The sequence below is a fragment of the Streptomyces sp. NPDC048295 genome, from assembly GCF_040652135.1.
In the GTDB taxonomy this organism is placed as follows: Bacteria; Actinomycetota; Actinomycetes; order Streptomycetales; family Streptomycetaceae; genus Streptomyces.
Genome location: NZ_JBEZLL010000002.1, coordinates 25,539 through 47,575, shown reverse-complemented (window position 1 = coordinate 47,575; position 22,037 = coordinate 25,539). Strand labels below are relative to the sequence as shown.

Here is a 22,037-nt window from a genome sequence, read left to right as displayed (position 1 = left end):
GCACTACCGATGCCACCTCAACTCATCGTCTGAGCTGCGCACTTGACCCATCGAACGATGGCCGGCGTCGTAGCCGGGGGCGGGCGGGGGCGCTTGCAGAGATTGGCCGACTTCGGTTAGGTGAGCCTAAGCAAACCTGAGTACGAACCCTGAGACGAGGACAGACGTGGGTGTCACCAGACGACAGCTGCTGTGGGCCGGAGCCGGCATCGGAGGTGCGGGGCTTCTCGCAGCCTGTGGCGGTGGTGGGGATTCCAAGGGCTCCCCGGCCCCCGGTGCGGCCGCGGGGAAACCCCGCGCCGGCGGCACGCTGCGCGTGGGTGCGCTGGGGCGGTCGAGCGCGATCACCCGTGACCCGCACGGCACCCAGGCCAACGAGAGCGACTACCTCGTCCTCGCCCTCGTCTTCGACACCCTGACCGTCCCCGGCGCCCAGTCCAACACCGCCCCGCGGCTTGCCTCTTCCTGGGAGCCGTCGGCGGACCTGAAGACCTGGAAGTTCACGATCGCCAAGGGCGCGGCCTTCCACGACGGCACCCCGGTCACCGCTGAGGACGTGGTGTGGTCGCTCAAGCGGCTGCGCAACACGCCCTCCGGCGCGGCCCGCCTGCCCGGCATCCAGGCCGAGAACATCAGCGCCCAGGGCACCGACACCATCGTGCTCGTCTCCGACTACGCCAACGCCGAGTTCCCGCTGCTGACCCGGTTCGCCTCCTTCGTGATGAAGAAGGACACCAAGGACTCCGAGCTCGACAAGGCGCCCGGCACCGGCCCGTTCAAGCTGGAGTGGTTCCGCGGCGGCAATGCCCGACTGGTACGCAACGACAAGTGGTACGGCGGCACCGTGCATCTCGACGCCATCGAGATCACCATGTTCGAGACCCCGCAGGCGATGGCGAACGCCCTGCTCGCCGGACAGATCGACCTCGCTTCCAACGCCGGCGCGGTGGCCGCCCGGACCGCGGAAACCCGCAAGGACATCCAGGTACTGCGCCGGCCGAACGACATGGCGATGCCGATCGTCATGCGCACCGCCAAGGGCAGCCCCTTCGCGGACGCACGGGTGCGCGAGGCGATGCGCCTGGTCGTGGACCGCGACGCGATGGTCAAGCAGGTCCTGTCCGGTTACGGCACCGTCGCCAATGACATCCTCGGCACCGGCGACCCGGCCTTCGCCAAGGACATCCCCCAGCGCAAGCGCGACCTCACCAAAGCCCGGCAGCTCCTGGCCGACGCGGGCTTCGACCTGTCCAAGACCTACGAGCTCGTCACCACCGAGGACATTGCGGGACTCGCCGACTCCGCGACCCTGTTCGCCAACCAGGCCCGCGAGGCCGGAATCAAGATCGAGGTCGTCAAGCAGGAGTCCGGCGCGTTCTGGGAGAAGACCTGGAAGACCGGCGACTTCTACACCTCCTACTGGGGCACCAACGACTCGGTGGTCTTCTTCGCCTCCAAGACCATGGTCAGCGAGGCAGGTCAGAACGAAGCCGGCTGGAACGACCCCGGCTTCGACGCCTCCTACCGCAAGGTCATCGGCACCGCCGACACCGGCAAGCGGGCGGCGGCGCTGAAGGAGCTCCAGCAGATCGAATACGACCGCTCCGGCTACCTGCTGTGGGGCATGGCCGACGGCATCGACCTGGCCGCCGCCAAGGTGCAGAACCTGCCCGAGCTCGCCGGCTACGGCCGCGTCCAGCTCGAAGGCGTGTGGCTGAGTTGAGCCGGATGGCCAGGACCGGACCGGTGGCCGCTCCCGCGCGGGCGGCGGCCACCTCCCCGCGCAGGGCGGGCGCGCTCGCCCTGCGCATCGCCGGCACGGCCGCGCGCCGCGCGCTGCTGCTGATCGTCCTGCTCGCCCTGGTGTTCGCCGCCGTCGAACTCCTGCCGGGGGACGCGGCCGGCGCCTCGGCCGAGCGGGGGGAGAGCGCCGCGGACCTTGCCGAACGCCGCCACCTGCTGGGCCTGGACCGGCCGGTGTGGGAGCGGTTCGCCGACTGGATGTCCGCCCTGCCCACCGGCGACCTCGGCACCTCCGCCCGTGGGCAGAAGGTCACCGAACTCCTCGCCGATCCGCTCCCGAACACCCTCGCCCTCGCGCTGAGCGCGTTCGGGATCACCGTGGCGCTGTCCCTGCTGCTGGGCTGCTGGGCCGCCGCCCGCCCCGGCCGCCTGGCCGACCGCGTCATCTCCCACACGTCCACCGCCGCGTTCGCGATACCGGAGTTCGTCGTCTCGGCCGCGCTGCTACTGGTGCTGTCGCTCTGGACGGGCTGGCTGCCGGCCGTCACTGTGACGGGCGGCGACGGCCGGCCCACGACCTGGACCATGCTGATCATGCCGGTCCTCGCCCTCGTCATCCCGCAGACCGGCTGGAACACCCGCGTCGTACGCGGCGCGCTCGCCGACCAGGCCGCCACCCCGCATGTGGAAGCGGCACACCTGGACGGCCTGCCCCTGCGCCGTGTTCTGCTGCGCCACCAACTGCCGGGCGCGGTGCCGGCCATCGCCACCGGCATCGCCACCTCCACCGGCCTGCTGTTCGGCGGGGCGGTCGTGGTGGAGACCCTGTTCAACTACCCGGGCATCGGCTCCGTTCTCGCGGGCGCGGTCGCCGCGCGCGACACCCCGCTGATCGCCGGAGTCGTCATCTGTGCCGGCGCCGTCATCAGCCTCGTGCTCCTGGCCGCCGACCTCATCCGTCACGCCACCTTGGGAGCCCGAGCATGACCGCGACCCTGCCCGGGGCAGCCCGCCGCACCCACCGGCGGGCGAGGACCACCGTGCTCATCGCCCTCGCCGTCCTGCCACTGCTGCCGGTGCTCATCGGCCCGCTGATCGCGCCGCACACCATCGACACCCCTGTCACCGCACCGTTCGCCGTCCCGGGCGAGGGTGCCGCACTCGGCGGAGACCAGCTCGGCCGCGACGTCCTCAGCCGCGTCCTGCACGGCGGCAGCCTCCTCATCGGCGGCGCCCTGCTCGTCGCCGCCGTCACCACCCTGGCCGCCGCCCTCATCGGGTGCATCGCCGTGCTGCGGCCCGCCCTCGGCCGCGCAGTCGAACGCAGCGCCGATGTCGCGATCCTCCTGCCGCCCCTGCTCGGCATCATGCTGATCGCCCTCGCCTGGCCCGGCGGCGGACGCTGGGCCGTGATCGCAGCCGCCATCATCCTCGGCACCCCGTACGCCGTCCGGATCGTCGCCGCGGCCGCAGCCCCCCTTGCCACCGCCGGATACGTCGAAGCGGCCCTGGCCCGAGGCGAGTCCACCCGGTACATCGCCCTGCGCGAGGTCCTGCCCAACCTCCGCGCCACCGTCCTGACCCTGTTCGGGCTCCGGTTCGTCGAAGCCGTCTACGTCATCTCCATGGCCGGATTCCTCCAGATCGGCCCTCAGCCGCCCGCCTCCGACTGGTCCCTGATGGTCCGTGAGAACGCTTCCGGCATCCTCCTCAACCCCTGGGCCGTCCTCGCCCCCAGCCTGGCCATCGCCGTGCTGGCCATCACTGTCAACCTGGTCACCCTCTCCCTGGCCCCCGACACCACAGCGAAGGCGGTGACCCGCTGATGAGCGATCGTGCTCCTGCCGGCCGCGACACGGCACAGCCGGCCCTCATCACCGTCTCCGGGCTGGAGATACGCCTTCCCGGCGGCGCCGTACTCCTGCCCGCCACGACGGCACAGATGCACGCCGGGCAGGTCACCGCCCTGATGGGCGCCTCCGGCAGCGGCAAGACCACCCTCCTGCGCGCACTCATCGGCCACCTGCCTCCCGGCACCGATACCACCGGCACACTCGACGTCCTCGGCCACGCCCCGCACCGGCTCCCCGACGATGCACTGCGCGCGCTGCGCCGCACCGCCGTCGCCTACGTCGGCCAGGACCCCGGCTCCGCCCTCAACCCCCGCATGACCGTGCGCCGCCTCGTCTCCGAACTCGCCGCCGACCCGGCCGACGAGTCCGTCCACGCCCTGCTCACGGAATGCCGCCTCCCGGCCGGCACCGGCATCGCCGACCGTCGGCCCACGGCCCTGTCCGGCGGCCAGCAACGCCGTGTCGCTCTCGCCCGTGCCCTCGCCCGCAACCCGCAGATCCTGCTGCTCGACGAGCCCACCGCGGGACTCGACACCTCCCTGCGCGACGAGATCGCCCACCTGCTGCGCCACCTCGCCGCCGGCCGGAACCTCGCCGTCGTCATCGCCACCCACGACCCGCACCTCGCCAGGACGTGCGCCGACCAGACCATTCGGCTCGACCCCACGACGACCGAGGCAGTCCACGTCGCGGACAACCCGCCCTCCTCCCCCGGCCGCGCCGCCCCCTCCCCCGCCCCGTGCGGTGAGGGCATCACCGCATCCGCGATCGACGCCTCCTTCCGCACCGGCCGTCGCAGCCGCCCCGCCCTGACCGGGGCATCGCTCACCGCGTCCCCCGGCTCGGCCTGCGCCGTCATCGGCCCGTCCGGATCCGGCAAGACCACCCTGCTGCGCGTCCTCGCCGGCCTGCACCCCACGCACACAGGGCACCTGACCCTCGACGGCCGGCCTGTCGCCGCCGACGTCCGGCGCCGCACCCGCGAGCAACAACGGCGCATCCAGCTCGTCCCGCAGAACCCGCTCGACGCCCTCAACCCCCGGCACACCGTCGCCCAGCAACTCGCCCGCCCCCTGCGCCTGCACACCGACCTGCCCAGGCACGCGGTCCCCGGCCGCATCGCCGAACTCCTCGATCAGGTCGGTCTCCCCGCCTCCCACGCCGGCCGCTTCCCGAATGAGCTGTCGGGCGGGCAGCGCCAGCGGGTCTCCATCGCCCGCGCGCTCGCCGCCGGCCCCGACATCCTGCTCTGCGACGAGGTCACCTCGGCCCTCGACACCGAGACCGCCGCCGGCGTCATGGCCCTCCTCACCCGCCTGCGCGAGGAACACCACATGGCCCTCGTCGTGGTCTCCCACGAACACCACCTCGTCGCCCGCCACACCGACACCGTCCACGTCATCGAGGCCGGCCGGATCACTGCCAGCGGGCCCGCCGAGCAGCTTCTGCCCGCGGAGTTCCCGGCGCCGGCCGTGTCCCGTCCGGGATCCGTCCCGGCCGGCCGGGGAGGGGGAGGCGGCGCGGGAGTCGTCCCGGAAGGCCGGTGACCTCGAAGCGCTCGAAGAGCGCCGGGAGGAACGCCGCGAGGACCGTGCGGGCTCCAGCGGGTTCGCGCAAGTCGTCATGGCCGAGGCGGAAGACCCCGTAGGCGCGCAGCTCCAGGCCACAGTCACCAGCCGTCATGGCCGCGTACTTCGCGGTGTCGGGCCGTTGCCGCGCTCTCGCGTGCGATGCCGGGTCCCGCCGGCCTCCAGGACGACCCGCTCGCCGCGAGACAGCAGGAGCAGGAAGTCCATGCGGAAGTTCAGCAGGGCCGCGGGACAGCGTTCCCCTGGGGTTCCGGTGCAGCCCCACCTCCGGCAGGCCGTACACCACCGGCGCGAGGATCCGGTGGTACAGCTCACCGGAACGACGCGGGGGATCCTCGACGAACCGGCAGCGGTTCACCAGCGCGTCTCCCCCCGCGAAACACCGGGCCGCCTCGCGGAGGACGTCCCGCTCCTCCTCGGGCCCGCGGATCCTCTTCCGCGCGGCCGCCGGCTCCGCCCGAACCGCGTCACCATCAGGCCGCGGCGCCATCGCGGGCGTGGAGTGAGCACCGGACCGCTGTCCGTCAGCGGCCCTGATCCGGTTCCGCAGCGTCTCGGTGATCACCCGCCGGGGTGCCGACCAGCTCTGGTATGTGACAACCAAAACCTGTGGTCGCAGGCTGTGACCCGGATTGCTACTTGGCACCAGGCAACGTTCCTGACCTGCACTGATGCCAAGCAGCATCAGCAGCTGGAGGGGCAGAATCCGAGAGATAGTTGGCACTTTGGTACAGCGCAGGTCACGAAGCAGGCCGTCGTGGAGCAGGCCCATGCGACTGCGGATCTTCGGCGATACGACAGCCCCGCAGGAGACCTAATCCTCCACGGTGGTACAGCCACTGCTGATAGCCTCACGTCGCTACGCAAGCTTGGGCTCAAGTGCCGGGCCTGACATGCGGCTTGTCGGTCGACCATGCGCACGGGTACGAAGCTCGCGCGACACGTCGATGTGCGGGCCTTCTTCCCACCCGTGATGACGGTATGCCGATGCGAAGCGCGTCGTGCCGCCGTGCCGAGACGTGAAACGAGACCGAAAGTGATCCATTCGTTCATCGCACACATGAACCCGGGACGCTGCAGGGTGTTCGCCCTCGTCAAGGACCCTCACGAGCGCCTGGAGGTGGTCACGACGCTGGGAGCGGCCGATCTGGCCCTCAGCGGCGAGCTCGTCGAGGCCCTCAACAGTCATCTATTCGACCAGGGCGGCCCAGCCCTAGGGGCGGTTCTCGACCGGGCTCCGAACCCAGTGCGCATGGCCGTACGGCAGTATCTCCAGGGCAGGCCCGCACCGGAACTCGGAACGTTCACACCCTACGGGCCAGTCGGCGTCATCCGGGATGCCGTCTACTTCGGCGGTATCGACGGCGACCTCGAAGAGTACCTCGACAGCGCCTACATGATCGGGCTCGGGATCCGCATGTCGAACGAGCGCCGGGCCGACAGTAACGTCGAGTGGGTGCTTCAACTGCGCGACGACGAGGTGTCCGTGCCGGCGAGCGCCGAGCCCCGTACCTGGGCTCTTCCCCTCGACGTGAAGCTCCTGAGCACATGGACCAGCGAGCAGCCGCTCGGCGGTGTCAGCCCAGTACGCAGCGCGCTCGAGGTGGCCGAGGCTGCGAGCGAGGAAGGACGCTGGGTCAGGGTACACACGCTGCTGCACAGTGATCGTGACGAGGACTACGAGGGCAACGGGACCTCGGAGTTCGTCGTGGACATCTTTGACGCGCCGATCCCGCTCCAGGAGCGGGACGAGTAGACGCCCCGGTAACAGAAGGAGCCCGGGTCCCCGCGACCACACCAGCCGGAACCCGGGTCGGATCCGGTTCCAGCCGCACCGGCCCGGAGCCGGGGGCTGTTGAATGGACACCCTCGGGAGCGTGGACCCGCAGACCGGCGCAGACCGCGAGCAGGTCGCGATGACGGGATTCTGATGCGTAGCTCGTGAGCAGTGGGAGCAAGGTCAGCGGCTCACCCGATGGACGAGAGCCGACCACCCTGGTCACCGGCCATTCGCCCCTGCGGGAGGCAGCTCGTGCCTGCCGCTGCTGTTGGCAGGCTAGACCTCGATGTCCTCCGCCTCTTCCCTGGCGCCCTTGGTGTATTCGTCCACCCACCGCCGCTCGTGTGTGCAGTTGCCAGTGGCGTGGCCGCGGGGGTTGAGACACTGGTCGCGCCAGTAGCCGCTTACGGGACCGGCGTAGGGCGCCCGGGGCGGGGCGTCGGAGGACCTGGAGCTGTCGTCCTGTTCCACAGCGGCCTCGGCGAGAATGCGGGCGACCTCGGCGAGGACGCCGCCGAAAACGTCGGGCTCCGGCTCGAGCTCGCCCTCGGCTGCGGTCGCGGTCGCATGGGTACGGGCGAGGGCTATGACACCTCCGACCACCGCAGCAGCCACGCTGATCGCCCCCACCTTGCCAGCGGGCCCGAGCTTGTTCCAGACGTCAGCCGCGCGCCGCCGCAGCGGCTTCTTCTCATCGCCGTCCTCTGGCGGTAGGCCGGATGGCGGTTCGGACGATCGTGGCCCATCGGTCATGTGTCCTCCCTTGGCGCAGAGTTGCCCGGGCCGCCAATTCTGTCAGCAGCCGAGCCCCGATCCACACATTCAGGACGACGTCGGCGTCCACCCGGTGGGAGGGTGGGCGGTGACAGACATCCTGGAAGCTTCACTGGATACCTACCAGCAGCAGACGCTGGACCAGACCCACAAGGACGAGATTGAGGTGGACAGTCAGGTGGCGATGGAGCGACAAGCTGAAAACCTGAAGAACGGCGTCTCCTCGCCCGACAAGGTGCACCAGACCCCAGACGGCAGTCCTCGCCTGTGTCGCGTGCACGAGATCCGCGAGCGCTGCGAGCAGCTCCTCGGCCCCGCCGTCATCGCGCACATCGAGGCCAAGGTTGCCGCCGCTCCGCCGCCGCCACCTGAACTGATCGACGAACTGCGCCGCATCGTCACCCAGCCGCCGGCGAGATCCCTCGGTCCTGACGGTCGAGACCACCACCCCCACGGATACGGCGCCCGATGCCGGCCCTATGGGGCCGACGGAAGCCAATGCTGTGCCCGCCAGCAGCCCGCTTCGGCAGAGCTGTTGGGCCCGATCGCCGAAGCAGGCTGCTGGCGGCGTGGTGTGCAGTCGGCCGTCATCTACAACCCGGCTCAGCCACTGAGGGCACAGTGGCCGTCAGCGTGCCTAGTTTCGGCGCCTCAGGCACCGTTGTGAACGTAGGCAGACCAGATGTCGGGGCGGTTCGGGACGCGGGCGCGGGTCCGACACACCGCGGTATGGAGCGCGTGGGCCGCCGTGGTGGTCGGCGCGAGAGCACCGTAGAAGTCCTGGGCGGTCTCGGCGGCTTCGGTGTCGTAGATCGGCCAGAGGGTGCCCACGACGCTGCGGTACCCGGCGATCAGGAAGGCGGATGCAACGGTGATGGCCTCGTCCGGGATGTCGAAACCGCCGCGGGCCGTATCGCAGGCGGAGAGGAACGCCAGGTCCCCGTCGATGTCGAGCCGGCTGACTTCTGTCGCGCGCAGTTCGCTGCCGTGATGCAGGATCAGACTGCTGGACGACGGGTTGTACGGGGAACTGATGCCGTGGCAGGCGAAGTGGACCCGGTTGGAACTTGCGAGCTGGTCCAGTACCCGGTCGGCTGAGGTTTCCTGTCCGGTGAGGAAGACGCCGCCAGGGAACCGGCCTCGCAGGAACAGCGTCTCCGCGGAGGCACCGGGCAGGGGTGGCAGGCCCGGGACATCCGGCGCACTCACGCTCAGGAAGGAATCGTGAGCCGCGGCGGCTCTGGGGCGCCTGGCGTGCTGGAGCGCGCAGATCGTAGGGGTGAAGGAAGAGACCGCGCGGTCGAGGACGGTGTCGCGGGTGCCGTAATAGCCGGCGGCCCCGAGAGGGAGGAAGGTGAAAAGGCTGGTGGGGCACCACCACAGGCGCGGGGCCTGACCCGGGGGACAGGCCGTGTCCATTCCCAGAGCCGACAGGACGGGATGCGCGATCTTGTCCCAGATCCATTCCAGGGACCGGAACATCTCCTGCCGTGACCGGTGTTCGGTCGCTGCCTCCGGTTGGGCGTTGAGCAGTGTGTTCGCGGCCCGTACGAGGTCCTCTCCGGTCATCGGAAGACGCAGGGCCTCGACGGCGCCGTCCTTCACGATGATGGCGTCTGCCCGCGTACTCATGGTGGTGAGCATAACGACAGGGCCCTCGGCCGTGACGTCTCGGAGTGCGGCGTCCGACAGTGGAGCGGCGAACTCCTCCATGCCCGGAAGCACCTTCAATTCCTTTTGCAGGGCGCCCCATCGTGTGGCCCGCCGATGTCGCTGGACGAGCGTCTCCGGATCGGCGTTCGCCGTCTCGCGACGCAGCTGCTGCCATTGGGCGGCCAGATGAGGCGCATGCTCGCGTGCCACGGCGAGAGGCCCACGCAGGTTGATCGCCTGCGTGACCAGCATGGCCCGGCCCGCCTCCAGAATCCTGACTGCTTGGTGGGGATCGTCCAGCTCCAGCGCACAGGAGGCGGCAGCGACCGCGAGTCCGGCCATGTCCAGGAGAAGGGCTTCCCGAGATTCACGGGTCAGTCGAGGCCCGACGACGAACGGCAGCTGTTCGACCGCGAGGGCGTACATTCCCATCGCTTCCGCCCAGTTGCCGCGAAAGGCGCTCAGCCGAGCCGCTGTGCGTGCGGCAGACAGGCGCACACGGGGGGAGTCGTTCTCGTTCTCCGCAACTTCGGTGACTATGGTGCGGGCAGCCTCGAAGTCACTTGTCCGGCCCGTTGCACGATGCCGGTCCATGTACATCTGGGCGAGCTGAGGAAGCCGGTTGGAGCGGAAAGCGTCTGCTGGATCCTCGACGAGGCCGCGCATGATGTCGATCGCCTCGTCAAGGTGCTCGGGGGAGTCCGTGAGACGCGCGTAGCGTTGCAGCCCGAGGGCGAGGTCCGACATGTACTGGTGTCTTGCCCACTCGTCCGGGGCCGTCTCGGCGATCAGTGCGCGTGAGATCGCCAGGGCCTCTTCGAGATGTCGCCTGCTACGGGTGATGTCGGAGTGTTTCTGCAGGGCAGCGCTTAGCAGCGTGCGGGCGTTGTTGTGCCGGGGGCCCCCGGCAGGCAGAAGCCCGATCGCCTCCCGGGCGAACACGATGGCGTCTCTTACGGCAGTGGGTCCCTTGAACTCGGCAGAACCCATCACCAGTATGCAGAGACGCATCGCGACATCCGCCCGCAGACGGTGGAGCGGGGTCAGAAGCTCATGCGCTCGTCGCAATACGCTGATGGCTTCTTCGACGGCCACCGGGTCGCCGGACGATTCGTACAGTTTGGTGAAGGGGACCGATTGAGCGATCAGATACTCGGGCATATGGACGTGGTACGGCAGCGCCGAAGCCTTCATTTCGGCTGAGGCCGCGACGGCTTCGTCGAGGACCTCGGCACGAGGCTCATACTCGTGCAGGTAGACCAGGGCGTTGGTGAGGGCGATCAGGAGTTCGCAGCGTTGCTCGGAGGCTGGTTCGGATTCGTGGATCAGCTCGCGCAGGACTGGGACCAGTCGGGCAAGGTCTCTGGGCGACCCTGTTTTCACTGCGATCGCCTCGTGCCAGGAACTCACCATGACGCGCATGATGCTTGGCCTGTTGTAGCTGCCCGAAGAGACGGCCTCGTTCGCGTCCCGCAGCGCGCGTACCGCCTCCAGCGCGTAGTCTCGGTGGCCCGTTCGATGGTACTGCTCGTGCAGGATGTGGGCGTGGGCGGCGAGTACGGCGGGATACTCGAGGTGTGTAACCGAGGTGTTTTCGACGCCATGCCGGGACAGGCGCAAGCATTCGTCGAGTACGGCAGGGTCGGGATGGTCCGAGTTCTGCATGAATAGGATACGGATCAGCACCATCAGGCGTTCCGGATGGTCACAATGAGTGGGCGGAGTCGCGTCCACGGAGGAACGAGAGAAGAGCAGAGCCTCGTTGACGAGTTCGCTGTCGTCGGTCAGCATGGCGAGCGCCCCGAGAGATGCCGCGAGATTCCAGCAGTAGCGCGCGTAATTGGCATACTCAGGCGGAGTCAGAGCCACCGCGAGCCGTCCAGCTTCCACCGAGCGACGCAGTCCGTCCACGTCTGTCGTGGGAAGAAACCGGGTCCTCAATATCTCGCAGAGGTTCGCATGGCCCATCCCTGGATCGGGATCTCCGGGATGCTGGGCCGCAGTGGCGCGGGTGCACCATTCCATGGCCTCCACGATGTCCTGGGTCTGGCCGGTGATCCGATAACGCAACAGGAGCGACGCCGAGTGATTACCGATTCTCGCAGCCCAGTTGGGGTCGGTCTCCGCAGACATGGCGATGGCTTGTCGGCCGTATTCCACGGATTCTGCGATGCGGTCCAGGTCGGGTGCCAGTTGGTGGGAGACACGCAGCGCGCCGGCCAGGCGAGACAGGATGAGTGGTTCTACGAGGTCATTGCCCTCGGCTGCCCGGAGGGAATCACGGCCGACCGTCACAGCCTCCTCTGCGGCCGCGGCATCGCTGAATGCCTCTCCCTTCAAACGCAATACGTCGGACAACTGGCTCATGGAATACGGCAGGACCTCGACCGGACTGCTGCTCACGGCTGTGCGGGCCATCTCGATCGACTGTTCCAGCAGGTCTTCGTTCCCGGTCCGAAGAAACAAGTCGAGGCCGTGGACCGAGGCGGCGACGTAGCAACGGGTGAGTGCGTCGAGGCAGTCATCTGTGGTCGAGCTGCCGTCGGGCAGGAGTGTCGAGGTGTGCTTCAGAATGAAGATCGCAAGGCGGAGCTTCTTGATGTCCCTGGAACTGTCGTAGTCCTGAAGCTGCTTGACACCGACCGAAAGAGCCTGCTGAGGTGAGGTCTCGATCAGGGTCGGCAGGGTCTGCCACGGCACGGCCGAAGGGTCGAGCTGATAGGCCACGAACAGCAGACGCATTCCCCGATTGAATGCGTCGCGCTGCTCGCCGGGGAGGATCATCGCCTGCAGGAAGTTGAGCCAACCGGCGGCGATGAACGCCTCCACGTCGAACTGGTCCTGGTCGGTCTCCCTGCGGGCTTCCAGATGGTCGAGCGCTGTCGAAACGTCGAGCGCTTTGAGCGCTTGATCGGTCCGCGCAGATGCGAGTGCTGCGACGAAGTCCGGATCCGCCTTCGACTGTGCGCCCTCAGGGAACTGCTGGAAGGAACTGGTGAGCTCGCGGGCCCAGGCCAGTGCCCGTTCCCGCTTCTTCAGCGCTGCCGACTTCCGGCTCTTGGCCCGTAAGAGGGCCCAGCGACCGCTCACTCTGCCGGGTCTTCCCGCACCGGAGTCGTCGGACCGACCTCGACACTTCCCGCGGGTGGACCGTCGATCGGAACGATCACCCACAGACGCCGGGAGTAGTCCTTTCTGACGAGCAGCCACGTATCGGAGGCCGTCGGGATACGAAGGCTCAGGATCGCCGAGGCCTCACGGCCTTCTATGTCCGCCGGCAGCTCGAAGGCCAGACGGCGCACCGGGTCGACGACCGTGATCTGGCCGCTGCTCACCAGCTCGTCCTCGGCTGCCGCCGCTCTCTTTCGCGGGAGCGCGCTGTGCAGCCATACGTAGATGTCCTCGCTGGCTTTGCTCACCACCCCTTGAAAGAAGGGCAGGAAAATGGATCCGGCCATGAAGCTGACGAGGAGTTCCCCGACCGAACGTGTGCTTTCAGCATCCGTGGATGCGTCCCCCGTTGACCGTGACGTCATCAGACCATGATGCATGGAGGGGTCGGGTTCTGGAAGAACACTGTCAGGGAGCCCGGATGCCAGTGATCCATTTCCAACCTGACAGTGCTGGCCGCTTGTTGGACGGATCTACGGAACTCCAAAGCTCCTGATAGACGGGCTCTCGACCAAGATCGCCCGTAGCCACCAGGCGATTCGTGTGCTCGTCTGACCTTCCCCGAGCTCTCAGCTTCGCTCGAACCAGCCGTCTTCCGCAGGATCTCCCTCTCTTTCTCCAGCTCGCGGACCTGCTTGCGCAGGCGGCGCAGTTCCTCACGCTCCGCCGGGTTCAACAGGCCCTCACCGCCCGCACCAGACGCGGCCGCTTCCGCCCGCGAGCGCGCGACCCACTGGCGCAGCGGCTCCGGGTTGACGCCAAGCCCCCGCGCCACCGACCCGATGTGCCGTCCGCTGGATTCCACCAGCGCGACCGCGGCCCACTTGAACTCCCCCGAGTACCTCGCAGTACCCATGAGGACATCCTCTCCACGTGCCCGAAGATCCGCTTCTCAGAAGTGTCCACGGCCCGGGGTAAAGCCCAAAACTCGCCACCGGACTCGCCTGGCATCGATGCGCCGAAACCCTTGGTCTGACTCCGAAGATGGCTGCCAAGCTCCTCTCCAGCCTCGCCAAGCGCTTCGAACCCGTAAAACCGCGGCAGGAGTTCGACCGCCGAGTCGACCAGATCGCAGATCACCTCGATGCCACCGACGAACGGATCAACTACGCGAGCCGCCGTCGGGGTCTGGCCGAGTGGCGTATGCCGAGTGGAGAGTGGCACCTCCTGACCGGCAGAATCCCTCGCCTCCGCAGGTTTCACGAGCAGGGCGACCTGACATCGGAACCGCCCTCGCGTGGGCCGGCGCCACTCAGGGCGAGCCTTTGCACAGCCCTGTCATCCGCAAAGCCGAGCTCGAAAGCAGGGACATCACCTTCCTCAGCAAAGAAGTTTCCGTTCTCCAACGGGACGACATGCGCGGCGCCCGACTCCGACTCCGTGGGCGCCTTGATGCCTACGCGGCACAGTTGGCGCGCGCCTGCGACCATGAGACCGACCTCAAGATCAATATCGACGACATCCTCTCCGCCACAGACCTCAACGTGAAGACTCCCAGACCGCGCGCCGAGCGATAAATCGTCAACAAATTCACTAGCGCCCACGTCTGAACCTCTGCGCCAGCCTGGGACTACCTGCGACCAAAACCTGGTCCTCCGCGGCTCCGTACACACGATCAGCAAGCAAGAACCGCGACGCGCGGTACGCCCGAACCTCATCAATTCACGGAACGTAGCAGGTCAGCCACCTCGGACAGTCGGCGCGTCAGACTACTGCTCGCTTGGTCAGCGATTTCAGCTGGTGCCAACTATCCCGCTTTTGTGCCAACTAAAAGCCTCGTCACACAGGCGCTCACCGCCGCACGCGCGGCATCCCCAGGCCGATCCAGGAGATGATCTCCCGCTGGATCTCGTTGTTGCCGCCGCCGAAGGTGAAGATCACGGCGGAGCGGTAGCCGCGTTCGAGTTCGCCGTGCAGCACGGCGCCGGCCGAGCCCTCCTTGAGCGGGCCCGCCGAGCCGACGACCTCCATCAGCCAGGCGTAGGCGTCGCGGCGCGCCTCGGAGCCGTAGACCTTGACGGCGGAGGCGTCCTGCGGGGTGAGGGTCGCGTTCTGCACCGCGGACACCATCTGCCAGTTGAGGAGTTTCATGGCGTCGAGCCTGGTGTGGGTGCGGGCCAGCAGGGCACGGACCCAGCCGAGGTCGATCACGCGGCGGCCGTCGGCGAGCGGGGTGTCCGCGGCCCAGCGCTGGACGTTGTGGAGGGCGCGGATGGCCATGGTGCCGTGGGCGGCGAGGGTGACGCGTTCGTGGTTGAGCTGGTTGGTGATGAGCCGCCAGCCCTTGTTCTCCTCGCCGACGCGGCGGGAGGCGGGGACACGGATGTTCTCGTAGTAGCTGGCGGTGGTGTCGTGCGAGGCGAGGGTGTTGATCAGGGTGCAGGAGTAGCCGGGGTCCGTGGTCGGGACGAGCAGCATGGTGATGCCCTTGTGCGGTGGCGCGTCCGGGTCGGTGCGGACGGCCAGCCACACCCAGTCGGCGGTGTCGCCGTTGGTCGTCCAGATCTTCTGCCCGTCGACCGTGTAGTGGCCGGTGGCCTCGTCGCCCTCGCGCACGGCCCGGGTCCTGAGGGCGGCGAGGTCGGTGCCCGCGTCGGGTTCGCTGTAACCGATCGCGAAGTCGATCTCGCCGGAGAGGATCTTCGGCAGGAAGTACGCCTTCTGCTCGTCGGTGCCGTAGCGCATGATCGTCGGGCCGACGGTGTTGAGGGCCATCAGCGGCAGCGGGACACCCGCCTGCGCGGCCTCGTCGAAGAAGATGAACTGTTCCATCGGGGAGAGTCCGCGTCCGCCGTACTCGGTGGGCCAGCCGACGCCGAGCCAGCCGTCGCTGCCCAGGCGGCGGATCGTCTCCCGGTAGAAGCTCTTCTGGGTCTCGGGGGCGGCGTAGCGCGCGTATGCGTCGTCGGGGACCAGTGCGGCGAAGTAGTTGCGCAGTTCGGCGCGCAACTGCTGCTGTTCAGGCGTGTATTCGAGGTGCACGGCCCCTCCGGGAGTCTCGCGGTCGCGTCGTCCGTGTGCGGCGGCGCACACAGTAGAACGTGTTGCAAGAATCCGGAAGGGCCGGGACACGGTTCGGCGGGGGCGGGCTCCTGAGCGCGCGCGGACCGGCCCCCGACGGCGCGGGCCGGCCTCCGACGGCGGGGGTCAGCGCTTGACCGCGCGGAGCACGACGAACTTCGGGTCGCCGGCGACCGTGACGCAGTTGCCGAAGATACGGCGGAGTCGGGTGTGGTAGCCGAGGTGCCGGTTGCCGACCACCCACAGCTCTCCGCCGGGCCGCAGTGCGGCGCGGGCACCCTGGAACATGGTGCGGGCCGTCGCGTCGGTGGTGGCCTGGTGGGAGTGGAACGGCGGATTGTTGAGCACCAGGTCCACACTGGCGGGCGGCAGTTCCGCCAGCCCGTCGCCGACCAGGAACTCGGCCTCGGCGCCGGGGCCGGTGTTGGCCCGGAAGGTCTCCTCGGCGGAGGCGACCGCCTGGTACGACTCGTCGATGAAGGTGACCGTCGCCTCGGGGTTGGCGAGCGCCGCGGACAGTCCGACGACGCCGTTTCCGCAGCCGAGGTCGACGACCCGCTCGGGGCCGCCGCGCTCGGGGAGGTGGCCGAGGAAGAACCGGGTGCCGATGTCGAGACGCTCGGCGCAGAAGATCCCGGCGTGATTGGTGACGGTGCGGCCGGAGACCGGGCCGAGCCCTTCGGGCAGCTCGTACCGGTGCGGCCAGGGGCTGGGCGCACGGCCCGCTGCCGGGCTCGGGGTGGAGAAGATGAGCCGGGCCTTCTTGACGGCCAGGGAGGTGCGGGTCGGGCCGATGATCCGTTCGAAGAGCTTGAGGGTGGAGGTGTGGATCTCCTTGACCATCCCGGTGCCGATGACGACGGTGTCCGGGTGGACGGCCGGCGCGAGCCGGTGCAGCTGGTCCTCCAGGAGCGCGAGGCTCTTCGGGACACGTACCAGCAGGACGTCGACGCGGTCCGGCGGTGTGTCCCGGGCGGAGAGCAGACGTACCGCGTCCAGGTCCGCGCCGTTGCGGCCGAGGTTCGCCAGGGTCGCGCGCTGCGCCAGGTAGGAGTCGGTGATCTGCACGGGGCGGTGCCCGGCGAGCACCGTGCTCAGCGCGCCCCAGCGGTCGCCCACCACGACCACGGCGCCCGACAGATCGACCGGATCCGTGCCGTCGGCCCCTTCCAGCCGGCGCAGCAGGTACTCGTCGGCAGCATCCCAGGCGCGGAACGGGTCGCGCGGGTCCTCGGGGTAGCGGGCGAGGTCGAACCCGGCCCCTGACGTCGTCAAACGGTTCATTGTGCACCCAGGCTAGCCGAGCCGCGGGAAGCGCCCACACACTCCCTGCGGCTCGGGCCACCGGGCCGCCGCGAGCCCCGGGCCTCACGTCCTGGATCATGCCGGGCTCGCGGGGTCCGGCCGATCCAGGGCGAAAGACGCTAGGGCAGGGTCTTGTCGATCGCCGACCGGCCCTCCCGGGCGAGCCTGCGCTGCGCCCACTGGAGATTCTTCGGAGTCAGGTCCCGTCCGGAGGCGAGTACCAGGTCCTCTGCCGACGGATTGTCGCTGCCGCCGGTGTGCAAGAGGCTGTCGGGAGTCACTCCCCGGGATACGGATACGGATTCGGGCTCGTCACTCATGCCGCCTCCTCGTCCTTTCGGTCATTCTCGCCCCCTGCCCGGCGTGCCGCATCCGAGGCCCCGCGATCCGCTCCCGGGGTCACGATCAAGCCAACACTTGACCTGCACATGATAGGTACACGCTGTTCACACCATGGTCACGGTGCGTGTGGAAGGCTCCCGGCTACCACGTACCACACGACCGCCGCGGCGCCGCCCCCCACCTTGTGACGGTGTCGTGGCGCACGCATTTCCGGAGAGGACACCCCACATGTCCCGTCGTCACCTTCGTTACCGGCGCCCGCTGCTGGCGACCCTGGCCGCCTTCACGGTGCTCGGCGGCACGGCCGCCGCCGCACCGGCCGCCACACCCGGGGCCGCGCCCACCACCGCGACATCACTGCGGGTACTCGACGACACGTACTACCAGGGCGCGCTCGGCAAGACCGGCACCCAGCTGAAGAGCGCCCTGCACGACATCATCAGCGTCCAGACCAAGCTCTCGTACAGCCAGGTCTGGAACGCCCTCAAGGACACCGACGAGGACCCCGCCAACAGCTCGAACGTGATCCTCCTCTACACCGGCCGTTCGCAGTCCAAGAACTCCAACGGCGGCTCGGTAGGGGACTGGAACCGCGAGCACGTCTGGGCCAAGTCCCACGGCGACTTCGGCACCGCGACCGGCCCCGGCACCGACATCCATCACCTTCGCCCGGAGGATGTCACCGTCAACTCGATCCGTGGCAACAAGGACTTCGACAACGGCGGCAGCGCGGTCAGCGGCGCACCGGGCAACTACACCGACAGCGACTCCTTCGAGCCGCGCGACGCGGTCAAGGGCGACGTCGCCCGCATGCTGCTCTACATGGCGGTGCGTTACGAGGGCGACGACTCCTTCCCCGACCTGGAGCCCAACGACAAGGTCAACAACGGCTCCGCCCCGAACATCGGCCGCCTGTCGGTCCTGAAGGCGTGGAGCCAGGAGGACCCGCCGGACGCCTTCGAGAAGCGGCGCAACGACGTCATATTCGACCAGTACCAGCACAACCGGAACCCGTTCATCGATCACCCGGAGTGGGTCTCGGCCATCTGGTAGACCCGGCCCGGAAGTGACGGCGCGGGCCCCGGCACTCAGCCGGGCCCGCCGCCCGTGCACCAGGCCACGGCCTTTGAACGGGTCGAGAACCACCGCGGGGCCGTCGGCGCGTCCTGCTGCCCGGGGCCGGGCAGGGCGAGCCGGCGAGCCGGGTCTGCGACGGCGGTACGTGCCCCGTCCGCCGAGATCCGGCCGAGCCCGACGCGCAGCATCGCCCCGGCCACCCGGTCGACGCCGGTCACCTGCCGCAGGTCCAGCACGACGGGTTCCGTCGCCCGGGGGCGCGACTCGTCCAGCGCGTACAGCACGCGCTCGGCCGCGGTGAAGTCGATGGCGCCCTGAGCGGCGACGACCGCCACCCGTTCACGCGGGGCGCGGTCCCCCGGAGCGCCCCCGGTGGCCGGCAGTTCGTCGGCGGTGGCGACGAGCGTGACGGTGCTGGCGGCCTGTGCCGGATTGTGCATCAGATGCAGGCCGAGCCGTTCCGACAGGGCACCGAGCGCGGCGCGCCCGCGCACCGAGGTGCCGGTCGGGTCCAGCCGCGGACTGTAGGTGGCCAGGCCGAACCGCGCGGGTCCGGCGGCGATCAGCCCGCCGGACACACCGCTCTTCGCGGGCAGTCCGACACGCAGCAGCCAGTCGCCGGAGGCGTCGTACATGCCGCAGGTCGCCATCACCGCCAGCACCTGCGCCGCGACCGGCTCCGGGACCACCGCGTCACCGGTGAGCGGGTTCACGCCGCCGTGCGCGAGGGTGGCGGCCATCGCGGCCAGGTCCAGTGCGGTGACCCGTACCGCGCACTGTCTGAAGTACGTCTCGACCGCGGCGACCGGGTCGACGGGCAGCGGCCCGGTGCTCCGGATCAGATAGGCGAGGGCGCGGTTGCGGTCGCCGGTGGCTGCCTCCGAGGCGTACACCTGCTCGTCCACGTCCAGCCGCCGGCCGGCGAAGCGGCTCAGGCAGTCGAGGATGCGGTCGGACCTCGGGGCGTCGGGAGTGTCCGGGATCAGCGCGGTGGTGATGATGGCGCCCGCGTTGACCATGGCGTTGTCGGGCCGGCCGGTGCCCGGTTCCAGGCTGATGGCGTTGTACGCCTCGCCGCTGGGTTCGGCGTTGACCCAGCGGCACACCTCGTCGAGCCCGAGGACGGACAGGGCGAGGGCGTAGACGAACGGTTTCGACACGGACTGCAGGGTGAACGGGGCATCGGCGTCACCCGCGCTGTAGCGGTGGCCGTCCATGCTGATCAGGGCCAGCCCGAACGCGTCCGGGTCGCTCCGCGCCAACTGCGGGATGTAGTCGGCCGGCCGTCCGTCCCGCAGCCCGGTGAACCGCGTGTGCAGCTCGCGCAGGGCCTCGGTGACGGCGCCGGCGGCGGTACTCACCCGGCTCCGGCCGTCAGCTGCGCTCGGCCTGGGCGATCCGGGGGAACGTCTTGACGCCGGCCGCCTTCCGGCTGTTGGCGAGCTGGTTGACGGTCCGTCCGGGCGGGACGTCCGAGAACCCGAGCACCACGGAGTCGAGCACCTTCCCCGACGCGTCCACGAACTCCACCTTGACGGAGTAGAAGGCGGCCTTGTCCGTGCGGTTGGTGACCCGGACCAGGGCGCTGCGGACCTGCTCGGTCTTCGCGACCGGCTGCCCGGTCACCGAGACGTCCTTGACCGCGTTGCCCTGGCCCTGCACGCCTGCGAGCTGCTTCACCGCCTGCTGCCGGTTGCGCTCGGCGGCGGCGGAGACCGAGGCGGCGAACTCCTGCTGGGTGCGACCGGTGGGGCTCGCGGAGCTGGTCAGGGCCGGTTCGGGGGAGACCGTTCGGGTGCTCCTGGCCGTGCCGGGGGAATTGCTGCCGGAGCCGCCGCAGGCGGCGGTGCCGAAGATGACCGACGCGGCCAGCACGGCCGGGGTCAGGCTGCGCACTGCGCGGCCGCCGAGGGCGTGCCGCAGGTGACTGATCGGGTTCACGGACGCTCCGTCTGTTCGGAAGGGCGTAAGGAATGGGGGGAGGGAGGACCGGCAGAGGCACGGTGGGCGTGGACATCGCGTGCACCTGCCGAGAACAACAATGAAGAACTCGCCCATATTAGGATCAAAAGGTATGAATTGACTCGTCGAATTCACCCGCTTCGCTCGGGAGCGGATTCCGGCCGAAACCCCTGGGAGAGAAAGATGGATACGGATGCCCTGACCGCCGGCCTGTTGCAGAAACTGCGGGCGGTCAAGCCCTATCCGGCCCTGTCCCTGACCATGCCGACACACCGCCGCGCTCCGGACAACGCCCAGGACGCCGTTCGGCTGCGCAATCTGGTGGCCGAGGCCGCCGGGCGGCTGGAAGCGGACCCCGCGGTCACCCGCGAGGCGCGGACCGCGCTCAAGGAACAACTCGACCGGGCGGTCACCGAGGTGGATCCCCGGCGGGCCCTGGACGCCCTGGTCCTCCTCGTCACCGCCGACGAGCACCAGATCTGGCAGCTTCCGCGCACCGCGCCCGAACGGGTGGTGCTCAGCGACACCTATCTCACCCGCAACCTGGTCGCCGCGAAGGCACAGGCCCAGCCCTTCTGGGCACTCACCGTCTCGGCCGACCGGGCCGTCCTGTGGAGCGGCACCGCGGACGCCCTGCGCGAGGAGCGGACCGGCGGATTCCCGCTGACGGCTCCGCAGGAGCCGTCCGACCCGCAGCGCGAGGAGCGGATCGGCGACACCCCCAGCACGTTCAGCGACGAGGAGACGCGCACCTTCCTGCGCACGGCCGACGAGAAGCTGCGCGCGGTGCTCGCCGAGGATCCGCGCCCGCTCTATCTGATGGGCCTCGCCCCCGCGCTCGCTCTGCTGGACGAGGTCGGGGAGAGCGCCAAGTCGGCCGTCGGCCGGGTCACCAAGGGTGCGCCCGCCGACATGTCACCGAGCGAGCTGCTCCAGGAGTTGCGGCCGGCGCTCGACGAGCGGCAGCAGCGGTTCGCGGCGGAGATCGACGGCAAGCTGGACGAGGCCCGTGGCCGCCGCGCCTTCGCCGGCGGTCTCGACGAGGTGTGGGCCGCCGTACGGGAGGGCCGTGCCGGACTCGTCGCGGTGGAGGAGCACTTCCAGCAGACGGTCCGGGTGACGGAGGAGCACCTGGAGCCGGTGAGCGGCGGGGCCGCGGACCTCGCGGACGGCACGGTCCGTGAGGACATCGTGGACGAGCTCGTCGAGGCGGCTCTGGACAGCGGCGCCGACGTGGTCTTCCTCCCGGACGGCTCGCTCGCGGAACACGGACGGATCGCGGCGGCCCTGCGTTACTGAACGGACCGGCGCGACGCAGTACCCCTCCCCCGGGCCCGTATGCCTCAGGCATGCGGGCCCGGGGCGTCGCTGGGAGACTGGGGAGGGGCCCGCCGGGCCCCGGGGCAGGTCCCGGAGAGAGAGGTGACGGCACCATGCCACGCGGATACGACGCCAAGCGGGAACGGCAGTACGAGCACATCAAGGAGAGCGCGCAGGAGCGCGGGGTGAGCGAGGAACGCGCCGAGGAGATCGCGGCCCGTACGGTCAACAAGGCACGTGCCCGCGCCGGTGAGTCGAGGACGGCGAGCCGCACCTCCATCGAGGACATGTCCTCCTCGCGGCGCGGTGGTCTGCGCTCCCACAGCGGAGCGGAAGGACCGACCCGCGACCAGCTCTACGAAGAGGCGAGGAAGAAGAACATCCACGGGCGGTCGAGCATGACGAAGGCCCAGCTGGCACGAGCGGTCGGCCGCTGAGCCCACATCG

18 protein-coding genes are annotated in these 22,037 nt (G+C 69.4%); 9 read left to right on the top strand and 9 right to left on the bottom strand.

Annotated features, from left to right (window positions below; genetic code table 11):
• Nucleotides 1-166 precede the first annotated feature (166 nt).
• The 5 genes from AB0D53_RS02630 to AB0D53_RS02610 all read left to right on the top strand — a co-directional run bounded on the left by AB0D53_RS02630 (nt 167) and on the right by AB0D53_RS02610 (nt 6,941).
• On the top strand, nt 167-1,723 hold the full coding sequence (locus AB0D53_RS02630) for an ABC transporter substrate-binding protein (protein ID WP_362438969.1): 1,557 nt from the start codon (nt 167-169) through the stop codon (nt 1,721-1,723).
• Complete coding sequence (locus AB0D53_RS02625) at nt 1,720-2,730, top strand: ABC transporter permease (RefSeq protein ID WP_362439949.1); 1,011 nt, start codon at nt 1,720-1,722, stop codon at nt 2,728-2,730. Before AB0D53_RS02630 ends, AB0D53_RS02625 begins: the two co-directional genes overlap by 4 nt.
• A complete protein-coding gene (locus AB0D53_RS02620) occupies nt 2,727-3,569 on the top strand; it encodes an ABC transporter permease subunit (protein WP_362438966.1) in 843 nt (280 codons plus the stop codon). Before AB0D53_RS02625 ends, AB0D53_RS02620 begins: the two co-directional genes overlap by 4 nt.
• Nucleotides 3,569-5,143, top strand: coding sequence for an ATP-binding cassette domain-containing protein (locus AB0D53_RS02615; protein WP_362438963.1), 1,575 nt, complete (start codon nt 3,569-3,571; stop codon nt 5,141-5,143). The genes AB0D53_RS02620 and AB0D53_RS02615 overlap by 1 nt, the downstream gene beginning before the upstream one ends.
• 1,078 nt (nt 5,144-6,221) lie before the next feature.
• On the top strand, nt 6,222-6,941 hold the full coding sequence (locus AB0D53_RS02610) for a hypothetical protein (RefSeq protein ID WP_362438960.1): 720 nt from the start codon (nt 6,222-6,224) through the stop codon (nt 6,939-6,941).
• Between the two features lie 300 nt (nt 6,942-7,241).
• Here AB0D53_RS02610 and AB0D53_RS02605 read toward each other — a convergent pair whose 3' ends face one another.
• Nucleotides 7,242-7,580, bottom strand: a complete 339-nt coding sequence (locus AB0D53_RS02605; RefSeq protein ID WP_362438957.1) for a hypothetical protein — start codon at nt 7,578-7,580, stop codon at nt 7,242-7,244.
• Between the two features lie 247 nt (nt 7,581-7,827).
• On the opposite strand from AB0D53_RS02605, the gene AB0D53_RS02600 reads away from it, so the two are divergent.
• On the top strand, nt 7,828-8,406 hold the full coding sequence (locus tag AB0D53_RS02600; RefSeq protein WP_362438954.1) for a hypothetical protein: 579 nt from the start codon (nt 7,828-7,830) through the stop codon (nt 8,404-8,406).
• Here AB0D53_RS02600 and AB0D53_RS02595 read toward each other — a convergent pair.
• From AB0D53_RS02595 to AB0D53_RS02570, 6 genes are all read right to left on the bottom strand, one after another.
• The gene (locus AB0D53_RS02595; RefSeq protein ID WP_362438951.1) at nt 8,391-12,482 is read right to left on the bottom strand and encodes a CHAT domain-containing protein; all 4,092 of its coding nucleotides are present in this window, start codon (nt 12,480-12,482) and stop codon (nt 8,391-8,393) included. The two genes, AB0D53_RS02600 and AB0D53_RS02595, sit on opposite strands and share 16 nt — an antisense overlap.
• A complete protein-coding gene (locus tag AB0D53_RS02590) occupies nt 12,479-12,943 on the bottom strand; it encodes a hypothetical protein (protein WP_362438948.1) in 465 nt (154 codons plus the stop codon). The genes AB0D53_RS02595 and AB0D53_RS02590 overlap by 4 nt, the downstream gene beginning before the upstream one ends.
• Nucleotides 12,928-13,419 carry a transposase gene (locus tag AB0D53_RS02585; RefSeq protein WP_362438945.1) on the bottom strand — a complete coding sequence of 164 codons (492 nt, stop codon included), beginning with the start codon at nt 13,417-13,419 and terminating at the stop codon, nt 12,928-12,930. The genes AB0D53_RS02590 and AB0D53_RS02585 overlap by 16 nt, the downstream gene beginning before the upstream one ends.
• 935 nt (nt 13,420-14,354) lie before the next feature.
• Nucleotides 14,355-15,545: an acyl-CoA dehydrogenase family protein gene (locus AB0D53_RS02580; protein ID WP_362438942.1), complete on the bottom strand. Its 1,191-nt coding sequence runs from the start codon at nt 15,543-15,545 to the stop codon at nt 14,355-14,357.
• A gap of 165 nt (nt 15,546-15,710) precedes the next feature.
• A complete protein-coding gene (locus AB0D53_RS02575) occupies nt 15,711-16,868 on the bottom strand; it encodes a methyltransferase (RefSeq protein WP_362438939.1) in 1,158 nt (385 codons plus the stop codon).
• A gap of 140 nt (nt 16,869-17,008) precedes the next feature.
• Nucleotides 17,009-17,209 (bottom strand): hypothetical protein, encoded by a 201-nt coding sequence (locus AB0D53_RS02570; RefSeq protein ID WP_329815526.1) that lies wholly within the window; start codon nt 17,207-17,209, stop codon nt 17,009-17,011.
• A 250-nt stretch (nt 17,210-17,459) separates the two neighbouring features.
• Here AB0D53_RS02570 and AB0D53_RS02565 point away from each other — a divergent pair, with 250 nt between their 5' ends.
• Nucleotides 17,460-18,284 carry an endonuclease gene (locus AB0D53_RS02565; protein ID WP_362438935.1) on the top strand — a complete coding sequence of 275 codons (825 nt, stop codon included), beginning with the start codon at nt 17,460-17,462 and terminating at the stop codon, nt 18,282-18,284.
• 35 nt (nt 18,285-18,319) lie between these two features.
• On the opposite strand, the gene glsA is transcribed toward AB0D53_RS02565, so the two are convergent.
• Entirely contained in the window at nt 18,320-19,669 is a 1,350-nt protein-coding gene (gene glsA, locus AB0D53_RS02560; RefSeq protein WP_362438932.1) for a glutaminase A, read from the bottom strand.
• Nucleotides 19,670-19,682: 13 nt separating this feature from the next.
• Nucleotides 19,683-20,249 (bottom strand): hypothetical protein, encoded by a 567-nt coding sequence (locus AB0D53_RS02555; protein ID WP_362438929.1) that lies wholly within the window; start codon nt 20,247-20,249, stop codon nt 19,683-19,685.
• Between the two features lie 204 nt (nt 20,250-20,453).
• Here AB0D53_RS02555 and AB0D53_RS02550 point away from each other — a divergent pair, with 204 nt between their 5' ends.
• Both AB0D53_RS02550 and AB0D53_RS02545 read left to right on the top strand, forming a co-directional pair.
• A complete protein-coding gene (locus tag AB0D53_RS02550; protein ID WP_362438926.1) occupies nt 20,454-21,569 on the top strand; it encodes a chemotaxis protein in 1,116 nt (371 codons plus the stop codon).
• A 134-nt stretch (nt 21,570-21,703) separates the two neighbouring features.
• The gene (locus AB0D53_RS02545; protein WP_362438923.1) at nt 21,704-22,027 is read left to right on the top strand and encodes a plasmid stabilization protein; all 324 of its coding nucleotides are present in this window, start codon (nt 21,704-21,706) and stop codon (nt 22,025-22,027) included.
• Nucleotides 22,028-22,037: the final 10 nt, after the last annotated feature.

Coding starts and splice junctions, on each gene's coding strand:
- AB0D53_RS02620 (WP_362438966.1), top strand. CDS start 2,727: ATGACCGCGACCCTGCCCGGGGCAGCCCGCCGCACCCACCGGCGGGCG.
- AB0D53_RS02615 (WP_362438963.1), top strand. CDS start 3,569: ATGAGCGATCGTGCTCCTGCCGGCCGCGACACGGCACAGCCGGCCCTC.
- AB0D53_RS02590 (WP_362438948.1), bottom strand. CDS start 12,943: ATGCATCATGGTCTGATGACGTCACGGTCAACGGGGGACGCATCCACG.
- AB0D53_RS02585 (WP_362438945.1), bottom strand. CDS start 13,419: ATGGGTACTGCGAGGTACTCGGGGGAGTTCAAGTGGGCCGCGGTCGCG.
- AB0D53_RS02575 (WP_362438939.1), bottom strand. CDS start 16,868: ATGAACCGTTTGACGACGTCAGGGGCCGGGTTCGACCTCGCCCGCTAC.
- AB0D53_RS02570 (WP_329815526.1), bottom strand. CDS start 17,209: ATGAGTGACGAGCCCGAATCCGTATCCGTATCCCGGGGAGTGACTCCC.
- AB0D53_RS02565 (WP_362438935.1), top strand. CDS start 17,460: ATGTCCCGTCGTCACCTTCGTTACCGGCGCCCGCTGCTGGCGACCCTG.
- AB0D53_RS02550 (WP_362438926.1), top strand. CDS start 20,454: ATGGATACGGATGCCCTGACCGCCGGCCTGTTGCAGAAACTGCGGGCG.
- AB0D53_RS02545 (WP_362438923.1), top strand. CDS start 21,704: ATGCCACGCGGATACGACGCCAAGCGGGAACGGCAGTACGAGCACATC.